General features: G+C 69.5%; 16 protein-coding genes. 15 read left to right on the top strand and 1 reads right to left on the bottom strand.

Annotated features, from left to right (window positions below; translation table 11 throughout):
• Nucleotides 1-111: 111 nt before the first annotated feature.
• Complete coding sequence (gene coaA / locus GKE56_RS16280) at nt 112-1,083, bottom strand: type I pantothenate kinase (protein ID WP_154685432.1); 972 nt, start codon at nt 1,081-1,083, stop codon at nt 112-114.
• 78 nt (nt 1,084-1,161) lie between these two features.
• Here coaA and glmS point away from each other — a divergent pair, with 78 nt between their 5' ends.
• The 15 genes from glmS (at nt 1,162) to GKE56_RS16355 (ending at nt 18,045) form a co-directional block, all read left to right on the top strand.
• A complete protein-coding gene (gene glmS, locus GKE56_RS16285; RefSeq protein ID WP_154685433.1) occupies nt 1,162-3,021 on the top strand; it encodes a glutamine--fructose-6-phosphate transaminase (isomerizing) in 1,860 nt (619 codons plus the stop codon).
• Nucleotides 3,022-3,043: 22 nt separating this feature from the next.
• A complete protein-coding gene (locus GKE56_RS16290) occupies nt 3,044-3,394 on the top strand; it encodes a holo-ACP synthase (RefSeq protein WP_154685434.1) in 351 nt (116 codons plus the stop codon).
• A 3-nt stretch (nt 3,395-3,397) separates the two neighbouring features.
• Complete coding sequence (locus GKE56_RS16295) at nt 3,398-4,855, top strand: bifunctional ADP-dependent NAD(P)H-hydrate dehydratase/NAD(P)H-hydrate epimerase (protein ID WP_154685435.1); 1,458 nt, start codon at nt 3,398-3,400, stop codon at nt 4,853-4,855.
• A gap of 67 nt (nt 4,856-4,922) precedes the next feature.
• Nucleotides 4,923-6,101 carry an alanine racemase gene (alr, locus tag GKE56_RS16300; RefSeq protein WP_154685436.1) on the top strand — a complete coding sequence of 393 codons (1,179 nt, stop codon included), beginning with the start codon at nt 4,923-4,925 and terminating at the stop codon, nt 6,099-6,101.
• Nucleotides 6,098-7,270: an alpha/beta fold hydrolase gene (locus GKE56_RS16305; protein WP_154685437.1), complete on the top strand. Its 1,173-nt coding sequence runs from the start codon at nt 6,098-6,100 to the stop codon at nt 7,268-7,270. The genes alr and GKE56_RS16305 overlap by 4 nt, the downstream gene beginning before the upstream one ends.
• Nucleotides 7,263-7,769, top strand: a complete 507-nt coding sequence (tsaE, locus tag GKE56_RS16310) for a tRNA (adenosine(37)-N6)-threonylcarbamoyltransferase complex ATPase subunit type 1 TsaE (RefSeq protein WP_154685438.1) — start codon at nt 7,263-7,265, stop codon at nt 7,767-7,769. Before GKE56_RS16305 ends, tsaE begins: the two co-directional genes overlap by 8 nt.
• 81 nt (nt 7,770-7,850) lie before the next feature.
• Nucleotides 7,851-8,426, top strand: coding sequence for a tRNA (adenosine(37)-N6)-threonylcarbamoyltransferase complex dimerization subunit type 1 TsaB (gene tsaB, locus GKE56_RS16315; protein WP_230209044.1), 576 nt, complete (start codon nt 7,851-7,853; stop codon nt 8,424-8,426).
• Entirely contained in the window at nt 8,423-8,872 is a 450-nt protein-coding gene (gene rimI / locus GKE56_RS16320) for a ribosomal protein S18-alanine N-acetyltransferase (protein ID WP_154685439.1), read from the top strand. The genes tsaB and rimI overlap by 4 nt, the downstream gene beginning before the upstream one ends.
• Nucleotides 8,872-9,921, top strand: a complete 1,050-nt coding sequence (gene tsaD / locus GKE56_RS16325; RefSeq protein WP_154685440.1) for a tRNA (adenosine(37)-N6)-threonylcarbamoyltransferase complex transferase subunit TsaD — start codon at nt 8,872-8,874, stop codon at nt 9,919-9,921. The genes rimI and tsaD overlap by 1 nt, the downstream gene beginning before the upstream one ends.
• Before the next feature lie 4 nt (nt 9,922-9,925).
• Nucleotides 9,926-10,909, top strand: coding sequence for a nucleoside hydrolase (locus GKE56_RS16330; protein WP_154685441.1), 984 nt, complete (start codon nt 9,926-9,928; stop codon nt 10,907-10,909).
• A complete protein-coding gene (locus GKE56_RS16335) occupies nt 10,909-11,757 on the top strand; it encodes a PfkB family carbohydrate kinase (RefSeq protein ID WP_154685442.1) in 849 nt (282 codons plus the stop codon). The genes GKE56_RS16330 and GKE56_RS16335 overlap by 1 nt, the downstream gene beginning before the upstream one ends.
• Before the next feature lie 352 nt (nt 11,758-12,109).
• Nucleotides 12,110-12,781, top strand: a complete 672-nt coding sequence (locus GKE56_RS16340) for a hypothetical protein (RefSeq protein ID WP_230209045.1) — start codon at nt 12,110-12,112, stop codon at nt 12,779-12,781.
• Nucleotides 12,778-14,763 (top strand): ATP-binding protein, encoded by a 1,986-nt coding sequence (locus GKE56_RS16345; RefSeq protein ID WP_154685443.1) that lies wholly within the window; start codon nt 12,778-12,780, stop codon nt 14,761-14,763. The genes GKE56_RS16340 and GKE56_RS16345 overlap by 4 nt, the downstream gene beginning before the upstream one ends.
• Before the next feature lie 120 nt (nt 14,764-14,883).
• Nucleotides 14,884-16,896: a hypothetical protein gene (locus GKE56_RS16350; RefSeq protein WP_154685444.1), complete on the top strand. Its 2,013-nt coding sequence runs from the start codon at nt 14,884-14,886 to the stop codon at nt 16,894-16,896.
• Between the two features lie 198 nt (nt 16,897-17,094).
• Nucleotides 17,095-18,045, top strand: coding sequence for a hypothetical protein (locus GKE56_RS16355; RefSeq protein WP_154685445.1), 951 nt, complete (start codon nt 17,095-17,097; stop codon nt 18,043-18,045).
• Nucleotides 18,046-18,066: the final 21 nt, after the last annotated feature.

Genomic DNA, 18,066 nt, shown 5'->3' on the forward strand with positions numbered 1-18,066 from the left:
CCCGGTGGTCGACGGAGCCGACGCAGGGGAGGCGGGGGAAGCTGAGGAGGCGGGGGAGGCGTCGGAAGCAGGCGGCATACCCCCATCATGGCGCGAGTCGCGCCCAGCGGCTCAGAGCTTGCGCAACCGGATCCGGCGCACGCTGTGGTCCTTGCCCTTGGCCAGGACGAGGGTGGCGCGGCTGCGCGTGGGCAGGACGTTCTCGCGCAGGTTGACCTCGTTGATGGTCGCCCAGATGTGGGCGGCGGTGTCGCGGGCCTCCTCGTCGGAGAGGCCGGCATAGCGGTGGAAGTACGAGTCGGGGTCGGCGAAGGCGGTCTCGCGCAGCCGCAGGAAGCGCTCGACGTACCAGTGCCGGATGTCGTCGAGGTGGGCGTCGACGTAGACGGAGAAGTCGAAGAAGTCGCTGATCGCCAGGCCGGTGCGCCCGTCCGCCTGCAGGCGAGGGGCCTGAAGGACGTTGAGGCCCTCGACGATGAGGACGTCGGGCTGCCGGATGACGATCTGCTGGTCCGGGACGATGTCGTAGGTCAGGTGCGAGTAGACCGGGGCCTGCACCTCGGCCTTGCCCGCCTTGACCTCGGCGACGAAGCGGAGGAGGGCACGCCGGTCGTACGACTCGGGGAACCCCTTGCGCTGCAGCAGGTTTCGGCGCTCGAGCTCGGCATTGGGGTAGAGGAAGCCGTCGGTCGTGACCAGCTCGACCTCGGGGGTCCCCGGCCAGCGCGACAGCAGCTCCTTGAGCAGCCGCGCGGTCGTGGACTTGCCGACGGCCACCGACCCGGCCACGCCGATGACGAAGGGCGTCTTCTCCGGGCGTTCGCCGAGGAAGTCGCTGGTGATGCGGTGCAGCCCGGCCGTGGCCCCGACGTAGAAGTTGAGGAGGCGCGACAGGGGGAGGTAGACGTCCTCCACCTCGGTGAGGTCGACCCGGTCGCCGAGGCCGCGGAGCCGCGCGACGTCGGAGGCCCCGAGGCTGAGCGGCTGGTTCTGGCGCAGTCGCGCCCACGCGGCACGGTCCATCTCCACGTAGGGCGAGGGGAGGGCGCCGGTGCCGTTCGCGGGGTGGCTCACGGGCGCCATTGTTGCCCACGGCGGGTCAGGGCGTGCGGACACGGTGTGATGGCGTGCCCACGGCTGGTGCCGGTTAGGCTTCGGGGCATGTGCGGAATCGTGGGATACGTCGGGCCGAACGCGGACGGCAGGGCGCTCGACGTCGTCATGGAGGGCCTGGCCCGGCTCGAGTACCGCGGCTACGACTCGGCTGGCGTCGCCCTGGTCACCAAGGACGGCGTGGCCAGCGAGAAGCGCGCCGGCAAGCTCGTGAACCTCCAGGAGGCCCTCGACGCCGACGCGCTCCCCGGCGCGTCGACGGGCATCGGCCACACCCGGTGGGCGACGCACGGCGGCCCGACCGACGAGAACGCCCACCCCCACCGTGGCGGCGAGGACGGCAAGCTCGCCCTCATCCACAACGGCATCATCGAGAACTTCCACCAGCTCAAGAAGGAGCTCCTCGCCGAGGGCGTGGGCTTCGCGAGCGAGACCGACACCGAGGTGGCCGCCCACCTCGTGGCCCGTGAGTATGCCGCGACCGGTGACCTCACGGCCGCGATGCGCGGCGTGGTCAACCGGCTCGAGGGCGCCTTCACGCTGCTCGCCGTCCACGCGGACAGCCCCGGCGTCGTCGTCGGCGCCCGGCGCAACAGCCCACTGGTCGTCGGCCTGGGTGATGGCGAGAACTTCCTCGGCTCGGACGTCGCCGCCTTCATCGGTCACACCCGTCACGCCCTCGAGCTCGGCCAGGACCAGATCGTCACGATCACTCCTGACTCCTACGAGGTCGTCAGCTTCGACGGGAGCCCGGCCGAGGGCAAGCACTACGAGGTCACCTGGGACGCCGCGGCGGCCGAGAAGGGCGGCTACGCGACCTTCATGGAGAAGGAGATCAACGACCAGCCCCACGCCGTGGGCGACACGCTGCTCGGGCGCACCGACCTCGACGGACGCCTCGTCCTCGACGACATGTCGATCACCGAGGACCAGCTCCGCGACGTCGACCGCATCACGATCGTCGCCTGCGGCACCGCGGCATACGCCGGCATGGTCGCCAAGTACGCGATCGAGCACTGGACCCGCATCCCGGTCGAGGTCGCGCTCGCGCACGAGTTCCGTTACAGCGACCCCATCGCCACGGAGCGCACCCTCGTCGTGTCCATCAGCCAGTCCGGCGAGACGATGGACACCCTCATGGCCGTCAAGCACGCGCACGCTCTCGGCGCGCTGACGCTGTCGATCTGCAACACCCACGGCTCGACGATCCCGCGCGAGTCCGACGCGGTGCTCTACACCCACGCCGGCCCGGAGATCGCGGTCGCGTCGACCAAGGCTTTCCTGGCCCAGATCACCGCCTGCTACATCCTCGGGCTCTACCTCGCGCAGCTGCGCGGCGGCACGTTCGCCGACGACGCCCAGGCGGTGATGAAGGAGCTCCACGAGATCCCCGCCAAGCTCGAGGAGCTGCTCGGCCGGATGGGTCGCGTCAAGGAGATCGCGCGGTTCATGGCCGACACCCGGTCGGTGCTCTTCCTCGGCCGCAACGTGGGCTTCCCTGTCGCCCTCGAGGGCGCGCTCAAGCTCAAGGAGCTGGCCTACATCCACGCCGAGGGGTTCGCGGCCGGCGAGCTCAAGCACGGGCCGATCGCGCTGATCGAGGCAGGCCAGCCGGTCTTCATCGTCGTCCCCGGCCCGGGCACCCCGCACGAGCTCCACAAGAAGGTCGTCTCCAACATCCAGGAGATCCGGGCCCGTGGTGCCCGCACCCTCGTGATCGCCGAGGAGGGCGACGAGGACGTCGTGCCGTTCGCTGACGAGGTGATCCGGGTGCCGGCGACATCGCCCCTGCTCGCGCCGCTGCTCACCGTGGTGCCGCTGCAGGTGTTCGCGCTGCACCTGGCCACCGCCAAGGGTCTCGACGTCGACCAGCCGCGCAACCTGGCCAAGTCGGTCACGGTCGAGTGAGCGGTCGAGTGAGCGGGCGGGCGTGATCGTCGGGGTGGGGATCGACGTCGTCGATGTCGAGCGCTTCGGGCAGACGCTCGAGCGCACCCCCGGTCTGCTCGACCGCCTCTTCACCGCCGAGGAGCGCGGCCTGCCGCTCAACTCCCTGGCCGCCCGGTTCGCGGCCAAGGAGGCCCTGGCCAAGGCGCTCGGCGCCCCGGTCGGCCTCCAGTGGCACGACTGCACGGTTCGCCGCGGTGAGGACGGTCGCCCCCACCTGCAGGTCACGGGCACGGTCGAGGCGCGCGCCGACGCCCTGGGGGTCCACGCCATGCACATCTCCCTGTCGCACGACGCCGGCATCGCCTCGGCCGTCGTGGTCGCCGAGGGCTGAGCCATGCTGTCCGCCTACTCCGCCGACCGGGTCCGTGCCGCCGAGTCCACCCTCATGCACGGGCTCCCCGAGGGTGAGCTGATGGGCAGGGCGGCGCGGGGGCTCGCCGCGGTCTGCGCCGCCCGGCTGAGCGAGCGCGGCGGCAGCACCGTGGTCGCCCTGGTGGGGCCGGGCAACAACGGCGGGGACGCGCTGTATGCCGTGGCCCAGCTCGCTGAGGACGGCATCGACTGCGTGGCGCTGCACGGCGGCTGGCGCGTGCACCAAGCGGCTGTGGCCGCCGCGCAGGCCGCCGGCGTGCGGATCCTCGACCGGTCCGGAGACTGGGCGTCGGCACTGCGGGGGGCCGATCTCGTGGTCGACGGCGTGCTCGGCATCGGGGGGCGCCCGGGGCTGCCCGACGAGGCGGTGGCGTGGGTCGACGCGATCCCCGAGTCGGCCTACGTCGTGGCGGTCGACCTGCCGTCGGGTCAGGACCCTGGTGGCGAGAGCGCCACGGAGACCGGGGTGTTCGCGGACGAGACCGTGACGTTCGGCGTCGCGAAACCGGTGCACCTGCTCCCGGCGACCGAGGTGGCCGTGGGGCGGCTGACCGTGGTCGACATCGGGCTGGCCGTCGACGGGTCGGCAGATGTCGAGCGCCTTGGTCACGACGACGTGGCTGACCTGTGGCCCGTTCCAGGTCCGATGGACGACAAGTACTCCCGAGGGGTGCTCGGGGTCATCGCGGGCACCGAGGACTACCCGGGCGCCGCCGTGCTCTGCTGCACCTCGGCCGTCGGGGCCGGCCCCGGGATGCTGCGGTACATCGGCCCTCCCACCCCGGTGTCGCTGGTCCATGCCGCCGTGCCCGAAGCCGTCATGGGCACGGGGCGGGTGCAGGCCTACGTCGTCGGGCCCGGTATCGACGCCTCCTCGTCGGCGGCGGGCACCCGTGAGCAGCTGTCCGCAGCCCGCGAGGCGCTGGCCAGCGACCTGCCGGTCCTGCTCGATGCCGGCGGTCTCGACCTGCTCGAGGGCACCCGATCGGCCCCGACGCTGCTCACGCCCCACGCCGGCGAGCTCGCCCGGCTGCTGAGCCGGCTGGAGGGCGCCGAGGTCACCCGCGAGCAGGTCAGCGCCAGCCCCCTCGCGCACGCCCGACGGGCTGCCGACCTCACCCGGGCCACGGTCCTGCTCAAGGGCAGCACGACCCTCGTGGTCGCGCCCTCGGACGCCGGACTGCCGGTGCGCTCCCAGAACGACGCCCCGCCCTGGCTCGCCACCGCTGGTGCGGGCGACGTGCTTGCGGGCCTGTGCGGGGTGCTGCTCGCGGCCGGGCTCTCCCCGCTCGATGCCGGCAGCCTCGGTGCGCTCGTCCACGGTGTTGCCGCGGACCGGGCCAACCCCGGCGGCCCGCTGCGGGCGCTGGCGGTGGCGCACGGCATACCGGCGACGGTGGCGCACCTGCTCGCTCGCTGACGGCAACCCGCCGCACGTGGCGGGCCCCAGAGGCTCCGGCGTCGTGGTTCTGACAGACTTGACGGTGATGAGTGAGCACCCCGTGAGCACAACCGTCGCCCCGGCCCCGCCGGGGCTTCCCGCGTGTGCCCTGGTCGACCTCGACGCGATCAGGGACAACGTCGCCGCGCTGAACGCCCGGGCGGGCGACGCCGAGGTGATGGCCGTGGTCAAGGCCGACGCCTACGGTCACGGGCTGGTGCCCAGTGCCCTCGCCGCGCTGCGCGGTGGCGCCACCTGGCTCGGCGTCGCCCAGCTGCCCGAGGCGCTCGCCCTGCGTGCAGCAGGAGTCCAGGCGCCGGTGCTGTCCTGGCTGCACGTGCCGGGTCAGGACTTCGCCCCGGCGCTCGAGCAGGGCATCGACCTGGGCATCTCCACCGCGTGGGCGCTCGACCAGGTGCTGGCGGCTGCCACCACCACCGGCCGCACGGCGCGGGTGCACCTCAAGGTCGACACCGGGCTGGGCCGCAACGGCGCCTGGGACGCCGACCTCGAGCTGCTGCTCGCGAACCTGGCGGCGGCGCAGGCAGCAGGCTCGGTCGAGGTCGTGGGCCTGTTCAGCCACTTCGCGTATGCCGACGCCCCCCAGCACCCGACCGTCAAGGCCCAGCAGGAGCGGTTCGAGGGCATCCTCGAGCAGGCCGCGCGGGCCGGCATCCGCCCGCAGGTGCGTCACCTCGCGAACTCGGCAGCCACGCTCACCAACCCCTCCGCCCACTACGACCTGGTCCGGCCCGGAGTCTCCGTCTACGGGCTGTCGCCGGTGCCCGACCTCGGCGCCCCCGAGGACTTCGGGCTGCGCGAGGCCATGCGGCTGGTGGCGAGGCTGTCGAGCGTCAAGGACGCGCCAGCCGGCCAGGGCGTCTCCTACGGCCACGTCTACACCACGCCGCAAGCCACCAAGCTCGGCCTCGTGCCGATGGGCTACTCCGACGGCGTCCCCCGCCACGCCACGAACGTCGGACCCGTGCAGGTCGGCCGTCAGCGGTATGCCGTGGCCGGACGCGTCTGCATGGACCAGTTCGTCCTCGACCTAGGCCCCGACACCACCGCCCAGCCGGGTGACGAGGTCGTCCTCTTCGGTGTCGGGGCGGCCGGTGAGCCCACCGCGCAGGACTGGGCCGCCGCCATCGACACCATCAACTACGAGATCGTCACGCGGGTGGGCGCGCGGGTCCCGCGGATCCACCTCGGGGGCGAGCAGTGAGCCCGTCGAACCGCAGCCTGACCGGACTGGGCATCGGCCTCGCGGCAGCAGGTGCCGCCACGGCTGTGGGGGTCGCGGCAGGCCGGGCCACCCGCGAGCGCCAGGCCCGGCTGTCGGTGCTCGCGCCCCAGGGCCTCTATGCCCACACCGCCGACAAGGAGTTCGTCGTCCTCGCTGACGACGGTGTGCCACTGCACGTCGAGGTCGACGAGCCCGACGCCGACGAGGCCTCGGCCGACAAGCCCACCGTCGTCTTCTCGCACGGGTACACCCTGAGCCTCAAGAGCTGGGTGCTCCAGCGCAAGGCGCTCGCAGCAGCGGGCTACCGCGTCGTGCTCTGGGACCAGCGCAGCCACGGCCAGTCCGAGCGCGCGCCCGCCGAGTCGTGCACGATCGACCAGCTCGGGGCAGACCTGCGCCGCGTCATCGAGGAGGCCGCTCCCGAGGGCCCCCTCGTCCTGATCGGCCACTCGATGGGTGGCATGACGATGATGTCGCTCGCCGAGCAGTTCCCCGAGGTGGTGCGCGATCGGGTCGTCGCTGCAGCGTTCGTCGCGACCAGCGCCGGTGGCCAGAACATGGTGGACCTCGGTTTCGGCCAGCTCCTCGGTCGGTTCGTCGGGCGGCTGGGGCCACGGTTCCTGGCCAGGCTCGGGGCGCGCCAGCAGCTGGTCAACACCGCACGCCGGTTCGGCCGAGACGTCGAGGACCTCATCGTCGAGCACTACAGCTTCGCCTCACCGGTGTCGCAGCAGACCGTGCGCTACACCGGCGACATGATCATGGGCACGCCCCTGGAGGTCATGGCCGAGTTCCTGCCCTCGATCAACGTGCACGACAAGCGCGCGGCGCTCGAGCAGTTCCACGGGGTCGAGACCCTCGTCGTCAACGGCATGCAGGACCTCCTCACGCCCCCCGACCACTCCGACGCCATCGTGCGACTCGTGCCGGGCGCCGAGCACCTGGTCGTCGAGGACGCCGGCCACATCATCATGCTCGAACACCCCGACGTGCTGAGCGAGCAGCTCCTGGCGCTGATCGAGCGGGGCCGCCGCGCCGCTGCCGAGGGCCTCGCCATGGATCGCAAGCCTCGCGTGCGCCGCACCGTCACCGACATCGCCAAGCGCCGTCGCGTCGCGAAGGCGCGCCGCGGGGGCAGGCATGGGTGAGCTGGTCAGCCCGCCGCTGCCCACGGCGGACCAGACCCGGGCCTGGGGCGCCCGACTCGGCCGGCTGTTGCGCGCCGGCGACCTCGTCGTGCTGACCGGTGGGCTCGGGGCGGGCAAGACGACCCTCACCCAGGGGATTGCCGAGGGGCTGGGCGTCCGCGGGCCGATCACCTCGCCGACGTTCGTCATCGCCCGGGTCCACCCGTCGCTGGTCGGTGGCCCCGACCTCGTCCACGTGGACGCCTACCGGCTGGGCGGGTTCGCCGAGCTGGACGACCTTGATCTCGACACCGCGCTGGAGGACTCTGTGACCGTCGTCGAGTGGGGTCATGGTCTGGCCGAGGACCTCACCGACGACCGGCTCGAGGTCACCCTGCAGGGCGAAGAGACCCGGACAGCATCCGTCGCGGTGCACGGCGACCGCTGGGCCAGTGACCACCTTGACCACCTCGGCGTCCTCACGGAGCCGGGCCTCGGCACCCTCACGGAGCCCAGCTGATGTTGCTCCTCGCGATCGACACCTCCACCTCGGCCATCACCGTCGCCCTGCGCGGTGAGGGGACTGGCCACAGCGGCCACTGTGCTCGATGCCCGCGGCCACACCGAGCACCTCGCGCCGCTGGTCACCGAGGTCCTCGAGTCGGCCGAGCGCTCGCCCGCCGACGTCACCGATGTCGCCGTCGGCACGGGGCCCGGGCCTTTCACCGGCCTGCGCGTCGGCATGGTCACGGCGCTGGTGTTCGGCCATGCCCGCGGCGTACCCGTCCACGGCGTGTGCAGCCTCGACGCCCTGGCGTACGACGCGGCGGCCCTGGTGGGAGAGGGCGAGTTCCTGGTGGCCACCGACGCGCGCCGCAAGGAGGTCTACTGGGCTCGGTATGCCGCGCGCAACGGCGCGGCCCAGCGGCTCACCGAGCCTGCGGTGGACCGGCCCGCGGACCTGCCCGAGCACGTGCGCGCTGTGCCCACGGCGGGTCGGGGGCCGCTGCTGTTCCCCGAGCTCTTCCGCTCGGTCGTCCCGGTGCACGACGTGCAGGCCACCTCGCTGGCCGCGCTCGCGGCGCAGCGCCTCGCGGCGGGGGTCGCGATGCCGGTCGAGCCGCTCTACCTGCGTCGCCCGGACGCGCTGACCACGGCGGAACGAGCCCGCTCATGAGAGACCTCCGGTGGACCGACATCGAGGCACTGAGCGCGCTCGAGCTCGAGCTGTTCCCGCAGGACGCGTGGTCTGCGGCCACGTGGTGGTCCGAACTCGCCGGTCGGCCGCGCCGGTCCTACGTCGTGCACGAGTCCTCGTCGGGTGACCTGCTGGCGTATGGCGGGCTCGACCTCGGGGGCGAGGTGGCCGACGTGATGACCATGGCGGTGGCGCCAGCTGCCCAGGGTCAGGGGCTGGGGCGCCAGCTGCTCGACGAGCTGGTGGCGCGGGCGCAGGCCGACCACGCGGCATACCTCATGCTCGAGGTGAGGGCCGACAACGCCGCCGCCCGAAAGCTGTACGACTCCAAGGGGTTCGAGGTCGTGAGCATCCGCCGCAGGTACTACCAGCCAGGCGACGTCGATGCCCAGGTCATGCGGTTGTCGCTGGGAGGTGAGGCCTGATGCGCGCCGACGAGCCGCTGGTGCTGGGTCTGGAGACCTCGTGTGACGAGACCGGTGTCGGCATCGTCCGGGGCGAGACCCTGCTGGTCGACGCGATCGCGAGCAGTGTCGACGAGCACGCGCGGTTCGGCGGCGTCGTGCCCGAGGTGGCCAGCCGTGCCCACCTCGAGGCGATGGTCCCGACCATCGAGCGCGCCACTCGCGAGGCGGGGGTGCGGCTCGACCAGCTCGACGCGATCGCGGTGACGTCCGGGCCTGGGCTGGCCGGCGCGCTCATGGTGGGGGTGGCTGCCGCGAAGGCACTGGCCGTCGCGCTGGGGGTGCCGCTCTATGGCGTCAACCACCTCGCGTCGCACGTCGCCGTCGACATCGTCGAGCACGGTCCACTGCCCGAGCCCACCATCGCGATGCTCGTGTCCGGGGGGCACTCGTCGCTGCTGCTGGTGCCTGACGTGACGACCGAGATCACCTCGCTCGGGTCGACGATCGACGACGCGGCGGGTGAGGCCTTCGACAAGGTCGCCCGGGTGCTCGGCCTGCCGTTCCCCGGTGGGCCGTACATCGACCGCGCGGCTCGCGACGGCGGGCGCATCACCATCGACTTCCCCCGAGGGCTGACCACCGGGCGCGACATGGAGCGGCACCGCTTCGACTTCTCGTTCTCGGGGCTGAAGACGGCGGTCGCCCGGTGGGTGCAGGCCCGCGAGGCCGCCGGTGAGCCGGTGCCGGTAGCGGATGTCGCAGCGTCGTTCCAGGAGGCCGTGACCGACGTGCTGACCCGCAAGGCGATCCTCGCGTGCAAGGAGCACGGCGTCATGAACCTGCAGATCGGCGGCGGAGTTGCCGCGAACTCCCGGCTGCGGGCGATGGCCCAGGAGCGTTGCGACGACGCGGGCGTCGTCCTGCGGGTGCCGCGGCCCGGGCTGTGCACCGACAACGGCGCGATGGTGGCCTCGCTCGGGGCGCAGATGGTGCTCAAGAGGCGTATGCCGTCCGACCTCGCGCTGCCGGCGGACTCCTCGATGCCCGTCACCCAGATCCAGGCCTGATCGCATGGCTCTGCCTGTGGTCCTCGACGTCGACACCGGAGTCGACGACGCCTGCGCGATCCTGCTCGCCGCCCTGCACCCCGCGCTCGACCTGCGCGCCGTGACGTGTGTCGGTGGGAACGCCGACGTCGACGCGGTCGTCGCCAACACGCTCACGGTGCTCGACGCCGCTGGTCGCCCCGACCTCGTCGTGGCCCGCGGCGCCGAACGCCCCCTGCTCGAGGAGGCGGTCGACGCCCGCCACGTGCACGGCCTGGACGGCATGGCCGACCTCGACTGGCCGAAGTCGCCGCGCCAGCCGGTCGTCGCGCACGCCGTCGAGGTGCTGCGCGACGTGCTCCTCGAGGCGGCGGCATACGCCGACGAGGAGCACCGGGTGACGCTGGTCCCGCTGGCCCCGCTCACCAACATCGCGCTGCTGCTGCGCACGTATCCGCAGGTGGCACAAGGGATTCGCGAGATCGTCTTCATGGGCGGCGCCGCACAGGCGGGCAACGCGACGGCGTCGGCGGAGTTCAACGTGTTCCACGACCCCGAGGCGGCGGCGGTCGTGCTCGACGCCTGCGTTGACCTCGACATCGCCGTGACGATGTACGGCCTCGACGTCTTCTATGCCCCGCGCATCTCGCGCGGGACCGCTGAGCTGCTCGTGTCGGCCGGGGGCCATGGCGCGAGCGAGCTCGCGGGGCGGCTCATCGCCTTCCAGTGCGAGCGGTTCGGCAGCGACTCGGCGACCATCGGCGACGCGGGCGCGGTGTGCGCCGTGATCGAGCCGGGCGCGGTCCGGCGCGAACGGCTTCCGGTGCGGGTCGAGCTGGCGGGCACGTGGTCGCGGGGGAGGACCATCGTCGACCTGCGCGACTGGGGCGGCGACCTCTCGCACGACCCGCACGGCCAGGCCCGCTCGACCATCGACGTGTGCCTCGAGGTCGACGCGCAGCGGTTCGCGACCCTGTGGCTCGACACCGTCAGCGGCGGGATGCGCTGATGGGCCGCGTCGTCGTGCTGGGCTCGCTCAACGTCGACCTCGTCACGTCCGTCGAGCGGCACCCGCGGCCGGGCGAGACCGTGCTGGGCGAGGGGCTGCACCGGTATGCCGGCGGCAAGGGCGGCAACCAGGCGGTCGCCGCTGCTGCCGCCGGAGCCGCGGTGGCCATGGTGGGTGCGGTCGGTGACGACGAGGGTGGCCAGGCGTACCTGCGGCGGTTGGAGGGGCGGGGCATCGACGTCAGCGGCGTGCGCACCCTGGCCGGCCACGCCTCGGGTCAGGCGTGGATCACGGTCGACGACGGCGGAGAGAACGCCATCGTCGTGATCCCCGGCGCGAACGCCGAGGTCTCACCTCCCGACCTGTCGGGGTTGGGGTTGGGCTCGGGGTTGGGCTCGGGGTTGGGCTCGGGCGACGTCCTGCTCATGCAGCTCGAGATCCCTCTGGCCACCGTGGCCCGGGCGGCGCGTGCGGCTCACAGCGCGGGTGCGCGGGTGGTCATCAACGCCGCCCCGTATGCCGCGCTGCCGCCCGACGTGGCCGCGCTCGCCGACGTGGTGGTCAACGAGCACGAGGCACTGCTGCTGGCCGACTCCGGGGTCGTGCCGGGCTCGCTGCTGGTGACCTTTGGTGCGGCTGGCTGCGACTGGGACGGTGAACGGTTCGAGGGTATGCCGGTGCCGGACGAGGAGGTCGTCGACACCACCGGAGCGGGGGATGCCTTCTGCGGGGCGCTCGCTGCGGCGCTCGCGGATGGGGCCGATCGGGTTGAAGCTGTGCGGCGGGCCAGCGTGGCGGGGGCAGCGGCGGTGCGTCACGCCGGGGCGCAGGTCGACCCCGAACTCTGACGGGCTCGAGGCTCGGTCGAGGGGTCGTGGGCGTGCGTCCTTTCGCCCACATTGACGCATCGCTTGCTCGCTCGGACGTCCTGCTGAACGGATGCCTCCGGCAGGGGTGGGCGCTGTGCGGTTTCCGGGCTCCTGACTCCTGGCTTGTGTACCCGCAGCTTTCGCGCATCCGAACATCGATTGGATGACGAACCGTCGCGATACCGACGCTGTCTGGGGCTGACCCAGGCCGAAGGCGGTGCGGGGACGGTCCGATTGCGCCCGTTTCGGTGACCAACTCTGGTTTCATGGGACTTCGACGTGGTGGTCTCGGGGTTGGGCCGTTGCGTGTCGCCGACCTCGGAGGATGTTGATGGGTGGCCCGACCACGCGCATGCAGGACGCGGTGCGTCTGTTGATGCTTATCAACGAAGCGGTCGAGCCAGTGTCTGGAAAGGACATCGCGGGTGACCCTGCGCTGGAGACCGCCATCGGGGTGGTCCGTACCCAAGTCCGTCTGCAGAAGTTGGACTTTTGGGTCCGGAACCCTGACTACCTCGCGAACGAGTTGCTGACCGACTACGTGAACGGTGACCAGGACCCCGCCTTGTTGCAGATGGCCGGTGAAATTCTGGACAGCGAGGAACCGGAACTACGGCGCTACCCGATGCTCCGCTACCTGTTCGGTGCCTACGAGGACCTTGAGGATGCGTTGGCAGTGCTGCGGCAGGCGGACCTGATGGTTCGCCGGAAGAAGGGCCGGCCGGGCCATGTGGTCCAGACGAACTACTTTCTGCTGCAGGCGGGCCGGGAGATGGTGGCGCGTATCCGGACGGAGTACGAGGACCTGGCCTGGTACTCGTACCGGTCGGCTTTGGTTGTCCAGTTGGCGAGTGGTCAGGGCGCGACGGAACTGAAGGACCGGCAGTACATCCAGGAGGAGTACCTGCAGACTAAGAACGGGGTGCGTATCCCGTCCATTACTGACCGTGCGCGCGTGCGGCTTGCCGAGATCCGTGCAGGTCTTGAGGGGGAGTCGGCGTGAGCGTTCCGAGTTCTAGCGAACTGACAGAGAAGATTGCGTCGAAGGCCCGCGTCGGTGTTGATGTGGTCGAGACGGTATTGAAGGCGAATGCCGTGTCGCTAGTTCCGGTTCCGCCGGCGCAGCGCGCATTGGATGTGCGGCGTCTGTCGTTTTCGGGTGTGCGGTCGCGGACGAAATGGGATGGCCCGTTCGAGGCGATATTCGAGTTCTCCGACGGGGTCACCGCGCTCATCACGAATGAGAACCTGCGGGGCAAGTCGTCGGTGCTGGAGCTCATCGCGTGGGCTCTGCGAGGGAGTCCGCGGGGTCTGCGTGCCGACGTGCGGTTGTGGTTCGAGCGCATCGTCTTGGAGTACTCGGTCAACGGTGTTCCGATGGCAGTGGTGTTGACCAAGCAGGAGACGGGCTTCGTTGCCGACATCGTGCGCGCCTCCGACGCGGACGTGCTGTCGGCGGCCTTGGCTGGCGAGACGTCAGCGGAATCGGTGAGTTTCATCGCGACCGGGTTGTCGGAGGCGGAGTTCAAGGAGCAGCAGGACCAGCTAATGCTGACCTTGTTGAGCTTGGAGCCGATCACCAACTTTCAGAAGCGTCCGAACAGTGACCAGGGTGCCGCTCACGACAACACGTGGCCGGCGTACTTCGGCGGCATCTATCTGCCGCGTGCTGGTTCCGAGATTCTTTTCGGAGACGTGGTATTCGCGGCCTTGCCAGCTCGCATCCTGCAGCTCTTTTGCAACGTGCCGTTGATGAGCACGCAGATCCGCCTCTCCACTCTGGGCAAGGTGATTCGGCAGGATGAGGCGAATCAGACCCGGCGGGTCGCTCAGGATGCAGCCGCGCGCGCTGAGGAGCGCCGGGCGCTGGCGGCGGAACTTGCTGATGTGCAGGCGAAGTTCGCGGCGTTGCCGTCGGAGGGCGACCGGTCGTATGAGGTGATTGCTGCCGAGCTTCGTAAAGCGGAACTCCGGTTGGACGAGCTTGCGGCAGTGAACCGTTCGGCTGGTGCGACGTTCGACGAGGCGAAGGCTGCCCGCCAGGCTGAAGAGGTTCGCGCCAGCGGTGACCGTGAGACCGAGCTCGCGGAGCTGTTGTTCCAAGGGCTGAAGCCCAGACACTGTCCGCGGTGTGAGCAGAGCTTCGAGAAGGCACGGGTGGTGCGCGAGGAGAGCGACCACGAGTGTTCGGTGTGCACGAAGCCGTTCCCGCTCACGGACTCTGACACCGGTGACGAGGGTGAGGCTGAGGACACCGGCGATGCTCTGGAAGCGTTAAAGGAGGCCGAGGAGGCCGCGCGCGCCTCGGCTGACACTGCTGCAGATGACGTGGCCGAGATGCGCCGGACTGTTGAGCGGTTGGCGCGTGAACTCGCAGGTGCGAGCCGGGCGGACGAGTTCACCAACCGGATGGCGTTGCGGCTAGTGGAGGCTCGGCTTAATGGCCGGCTCGAGAGCATGCCCGAGGGCGGCGAACAGCTGCAGCCGTCCGAGTCGCTGGTGGTCATCGAGGCAGCTAATCAGGTGCTTACGGAGGTGACGGCGGAGGCCGCGAAGGAAATATTCATCGACCTAAACGCCGAAATTCTGGCGTTGGGGCGGAAGTTCAACATCCAGAACTTGGAGAAGGTCGACCTGCAGCGAAATGGTGGGATGCAGGTGACGACCGCCGGTGCGGAGGTGCCATTCAAGAAGGTGTCCGGTGGTGAGCGGCTGCGTCTGAGGGTGGCGGTCATCATCGCCCTTCTCCGGGTCGGTGCACGTGCGGGTGTGGGATCGCACCCGGGGCTCATCTTGTTGGACTCGCCTGGCTCGGATGAGCTGACGGTTCATGACGAGGCGACCCTGCTCGAGGAGCTTGACTCGTTGAAGTCCGAACTGCCCGGATTGCAGGTCGTTATTGCGTCTGCGGAGCCGGCTGCGGTCGTGGACCATGTGCCGGCGGACAGCATCTACTCGAACCTCGAGGGCGGTCCGCTGTGGTGAGCGCCTGTGTCGGCGGCCTGCGGCACCATCAGTCTTGGAGCTCGAGATCGTTGCCGCGAGGTGATGTGCGGGCAGGTTAGTAGGGCGTTCAGGTCGGTCGACTGGTGAGGAGGTCAGGTCGTGTCTTTGATGGATGTGCTCGGCGTGCTTGCCGCACCGGACGGCTCCGACCTGGGTAAGCTGCACGCTTTTGGCGATGAGCTTTACGCGCGGGTTGACAAGGCTGACTTCGATGATGCTGCAGTGGTTTCATCTGCCGTTCGGACCCTTGCACCTGAGTTTGTGTCGTTGGCCGAAGCTGCGGCCAGGGCGGATGATTCCCATGCGCCAGACCTTCTCGCGGCTGTGGCCGAGGCTTTGCCCGGTTTGCAGAGCCTGATGTTCATGGATGCCGCCGACGTTGCCTTGTCGTCGCCGTGCTTCCTTGCCGCCCACGGGAAGCCCCTGGCGGGTGCGTTGGCGGACCGGGCACAAGAGACCAGATCAAGTCAGGGTCTCCAGGCGTACGCATACTTGGAGGTGCTGACGCGTCTGGGGCTAACGGAGGCGACGGGCAGGTTTCGCGCGCTGGCGTTCATGGCTTCCGTGACGCTGGACGACTCGGCCGAATTGTTGGAGCGCCTACCTCGCCTTGTCGGTCTAGCTATGGACCAATGGCGTGAGGACACGCTCGGGACCTTGTTGACGACGTTGCTGGAACATCCGGATGCACATACAGACGCGTTGTTCGAACTTGGTCAACAGATGCTGCGATCGGCGCTGGAATCAGACTCGGTCGAGTCTGTAATGCATGGTCTGGTTGAGGCTCGTTCGCGATTCGCCGATGTGGAGGCCGCGGAAGAGGCGCGGGACGACGCCACCATCTACCGCGCAGCACTGGACGTCCTATTGGCCTTCAGTGCTGCACCGACCGGTTTGGTAGACGAACCCTTAAATGCGGTGACGGCTCTGTCGGAGGCTCTGGGTCGCCGTGCAGCGTTCTCAGCTCGGTCTGTGATGGGTGGATGGGCTGCTCCTCGTCGGTTGGCCGAAGCGGAGTGGTTCGCTCTTGCGAACACCTTGCGCCTGTCGGTTCCTGAGCTGGGGAAGGCGTCGTGGCGCACGCCTGCGGAGACGTTGTCGCAGGTGCTCGCCGCGTATCAGGCGTCGCGATCAGTGTCGGTCATCTCGGCCGACGGACTGCGGATTGTTCTTGAGCCGCCTGTCCGCGCGGCCTTCATTGCGCATGAGGGGCTGCTGGAGCATCTGCGCGCTGCAGTCAAGGCCGGAGACTTGGCCGAGGACCAAGTAAGTGCTGCTCGGGAACTGCTCGAATCGGTGAGTGCTAATGATGGCGCGGCAGTAGGTGATGCGGTGGGAAAAGTCTGGAGCTCCGCGCCCGCGTTGGCCGCCGCGCTCGGCGTCGACGCGGAGTTTAAGGGCGCCGACGCTCTGGCACGTGCAGTCGACGAGCTGCCGGACGTTGTCGCGTTCTTCAACGACCAGGCTGGGGCGCGAGCAAGGGCCCTAGCTCGGTCTACCGACCCGGTAGTTGATGGCCTCCTCGCGACGGTGCTGGATGGCCTGGCGAACTGTGAAGACTTCCACGGAACGGTTCGTGAGGAGCTCGTCGAGGTGGTGACCGCCGTCCTACGGTTCACAGCCGACCGTGTTGATGCGGGCCGAGAGAGCTGGAAGCAGGACATCGCATACCTGTTTCCGCCGGCGCCCGGCGCCGCGCCGTTCGGCGAGGAGGTCCTGCAGAAGGACGTGTATAGGTGGCTGAGCAACTCGGGACTTCGGCCTTACACGCGCCTGGAGGAACGCGATGTGGCAGCTGGTCGTGCGGACCTTACGGTTACCCGGTCGCATCGGTTCGTCATCGAGGTGAAGCGCGAACTGTCGGATGCTTCCCGTGAGGCACTTCACGCGGCGTATGGCGGTCAGGCTGCCGCCTACTCGACAGGCGGTCCGCGCATCTCCGTGGAGATGGTGTTGGACCTGACCGACCACACCGAGGGGGTGGCCTCGTTGGCGCAATCGGTGTGGGTCGATGAGGTCCTAGCTGGCGGGGAGACCCGTCACGTTGTCGTTGTAGTCGTCCGCGGGAACCGACCCACTCCCCGGCAGACGAGGACAGGTGTAGCCAAGTAGTTCTCGAGCCGGCGGGAGGCCTGTAGTTAGGCGCGCGGGCAAGGTTGCGGACATCAAGTAGGCGACGGCATTGAAGTGCGTCCTTTCGCCGCGTCGGGTCGCGCCCGTTGGACTCGCAGCACGCTTCCCACCGAGGACTGAGCTGACCCTCGCGACGCAGGGCCACCGAGCACCGCAGTTGAGTCGTAGGGTCTGTTCGTGCAACCAACCATCGTCGAGCCTGACGTTTACGCTGGCATCTGCCTGGCCGTGATGCCCACAGATGCTGATGTCCTTGTGGCAAAGCAAGTCGCACTCGCGAAGCTCGCAACAGGAGATTCGGTCTCGCTCTCGAGCGTCGAATACGCGGTCTTGGAGCACTTCGACGTTCCGCGCCCCGGGCACCCGGAGGAACCGTACGACGTGCGGCCAGGGTCAACGGCCGCCGATGTCGATAGGGACGCTCCTCAGATCGCACGTCAGCGACTCGGATACGCGACCAAGCTCGCAGTCGCTACGTTGGTCGCCGACGGCGTCCTCATCCCCGCGGCGTCACCGAGCAACGACTACCTCAGCGTCGCGGTGCACCGAGCAGGCACCAGCGGCGGCGAACGAGTTCCGGTCGCAACTCCGAGCCTTGCGGACACGTTCCGGCTGACCCCAGGCCGCGATGCTCTAGGTGAGCTGCCAATCCTCGATGCCAATGCGTTCGTCGATACTCTCGACGGGCTGCTGGACGACCGGGCACGTCGCTGCCTGGAAGAAGCACTCGCTGCCTCAAGGCGTGGCCTGTATCTAAGCGCCGTCAACCTCATCGGCGCTGTCAGCGAGGCCGCTTGGTACTCCATCGGTGAGGCGCTGCTCCCCTCGTATCCGGAACTCGAAAAGGCCCTCGCCGAGAATCGAACAGCACTCCTTCAGCACCTCGTTGGCGAGGCGCTCAGCTCCGTGAAACGACAAAGGCTGGCCGTTACCGAATTAAGGACCCACGCGGCCTACCTCAGAGACCTGCGCAACTACGGGGTTCACCCACGCGGGGAATTCGATCCCGGGCAAGAACATGCCTTCACCGAGACCGGATGTCTGCTAGTCCTCATGGAGACCCATCGATACCTCGCGCGGCTCTACGCAGCAGCCCAAGCTGCCGGCGCCAATCTCGCTGGAGACTGACTAGCGCCATCATTCCGCCGC

Source organism: Nostocoides sp. HKS02 (assembly GCF_009707485.1).
Classification (GTDB): Bacteria; Actinomycetota; Actinomycetes; order Actinomycetales; family Dermatophilaceae; genus Pedococcus.

What these genes read in the sequence shown, in the direction of transcription:
- glmS (WP_154685433.1), top strand. Translation starts at nt 1,162, where the DNA reads ATGTGCGGAATCGTGGGATACGTCGGGCCGAACGCGGACGGCAGGGCG.
- GKE56_RS16295 (WP_154685435.1), top strand. Translation starts at nt 3,398, where the DNA reads ATGCTGTCCGCCTACTCCGCCGACCGGGTCCGTGCCGCCGAGTCCACC.
- tsaE (WP_154685438.1), top strand. Translation starts at nt 7,263, where the DNA reads ATGGGTGAGCTGGTCAGCCCGCCGCTGCCCACGGCGGACCAGACCCGG.
- GKE56_RS16335 (WP_154685442.1), top strand. Translation starts at nt 10,909, where the DNA reads ATGGGCCGCGTCGTCGTGCTGGGCTCGCTCAACGTCGACCTCGTCACG.
- GKE56_RS16340 (WP_230209045.1), top strand. Translation starts at nt 12,110, where the DNA reads ATGGGTGGCCCGACCACGCGCATGCAGGACGCGGTGCGTCTGTTGATG.
- rimI (WP_154685439.1), top strand. Translation starts at nt 8,423, where the DNA reads ATGAGAGACCTCCGGTGGACCGACATCGAGGCACTGAGCGCGCTCGAG.
- alr (WP_154685436.1), top strand. Translation starts at nt 4,923, where the DNA reads ATGAGTGAGCACCCCGTGAGCACAACCGTCGCCCCGGCCCCGCCGGGG.
- tsaD (WP_154685440.1), top strand. Translation starts at nt 8,872, where the DNA reads ATGCGCGCCGACGAGCCGCTGGTGCTGGGTCTGGAGACCTCGTGTGAC.
- GKE56_RS16330 (WP_154685441.1), top strand. Translation starts at nt 9,926, where the DNA reads ATGGCTCTGCCTGTGGTCCTCGACGTCGACACCGGAGTCGACGACGCC.
- coaA (WP_154685432.1), bottom strand. Translation starts at nt 1,083, where the DNA reads ATGGCGCCCGTGAGCCACCCCGCGAACGGCACCGGCGCCCTCCCCTCG.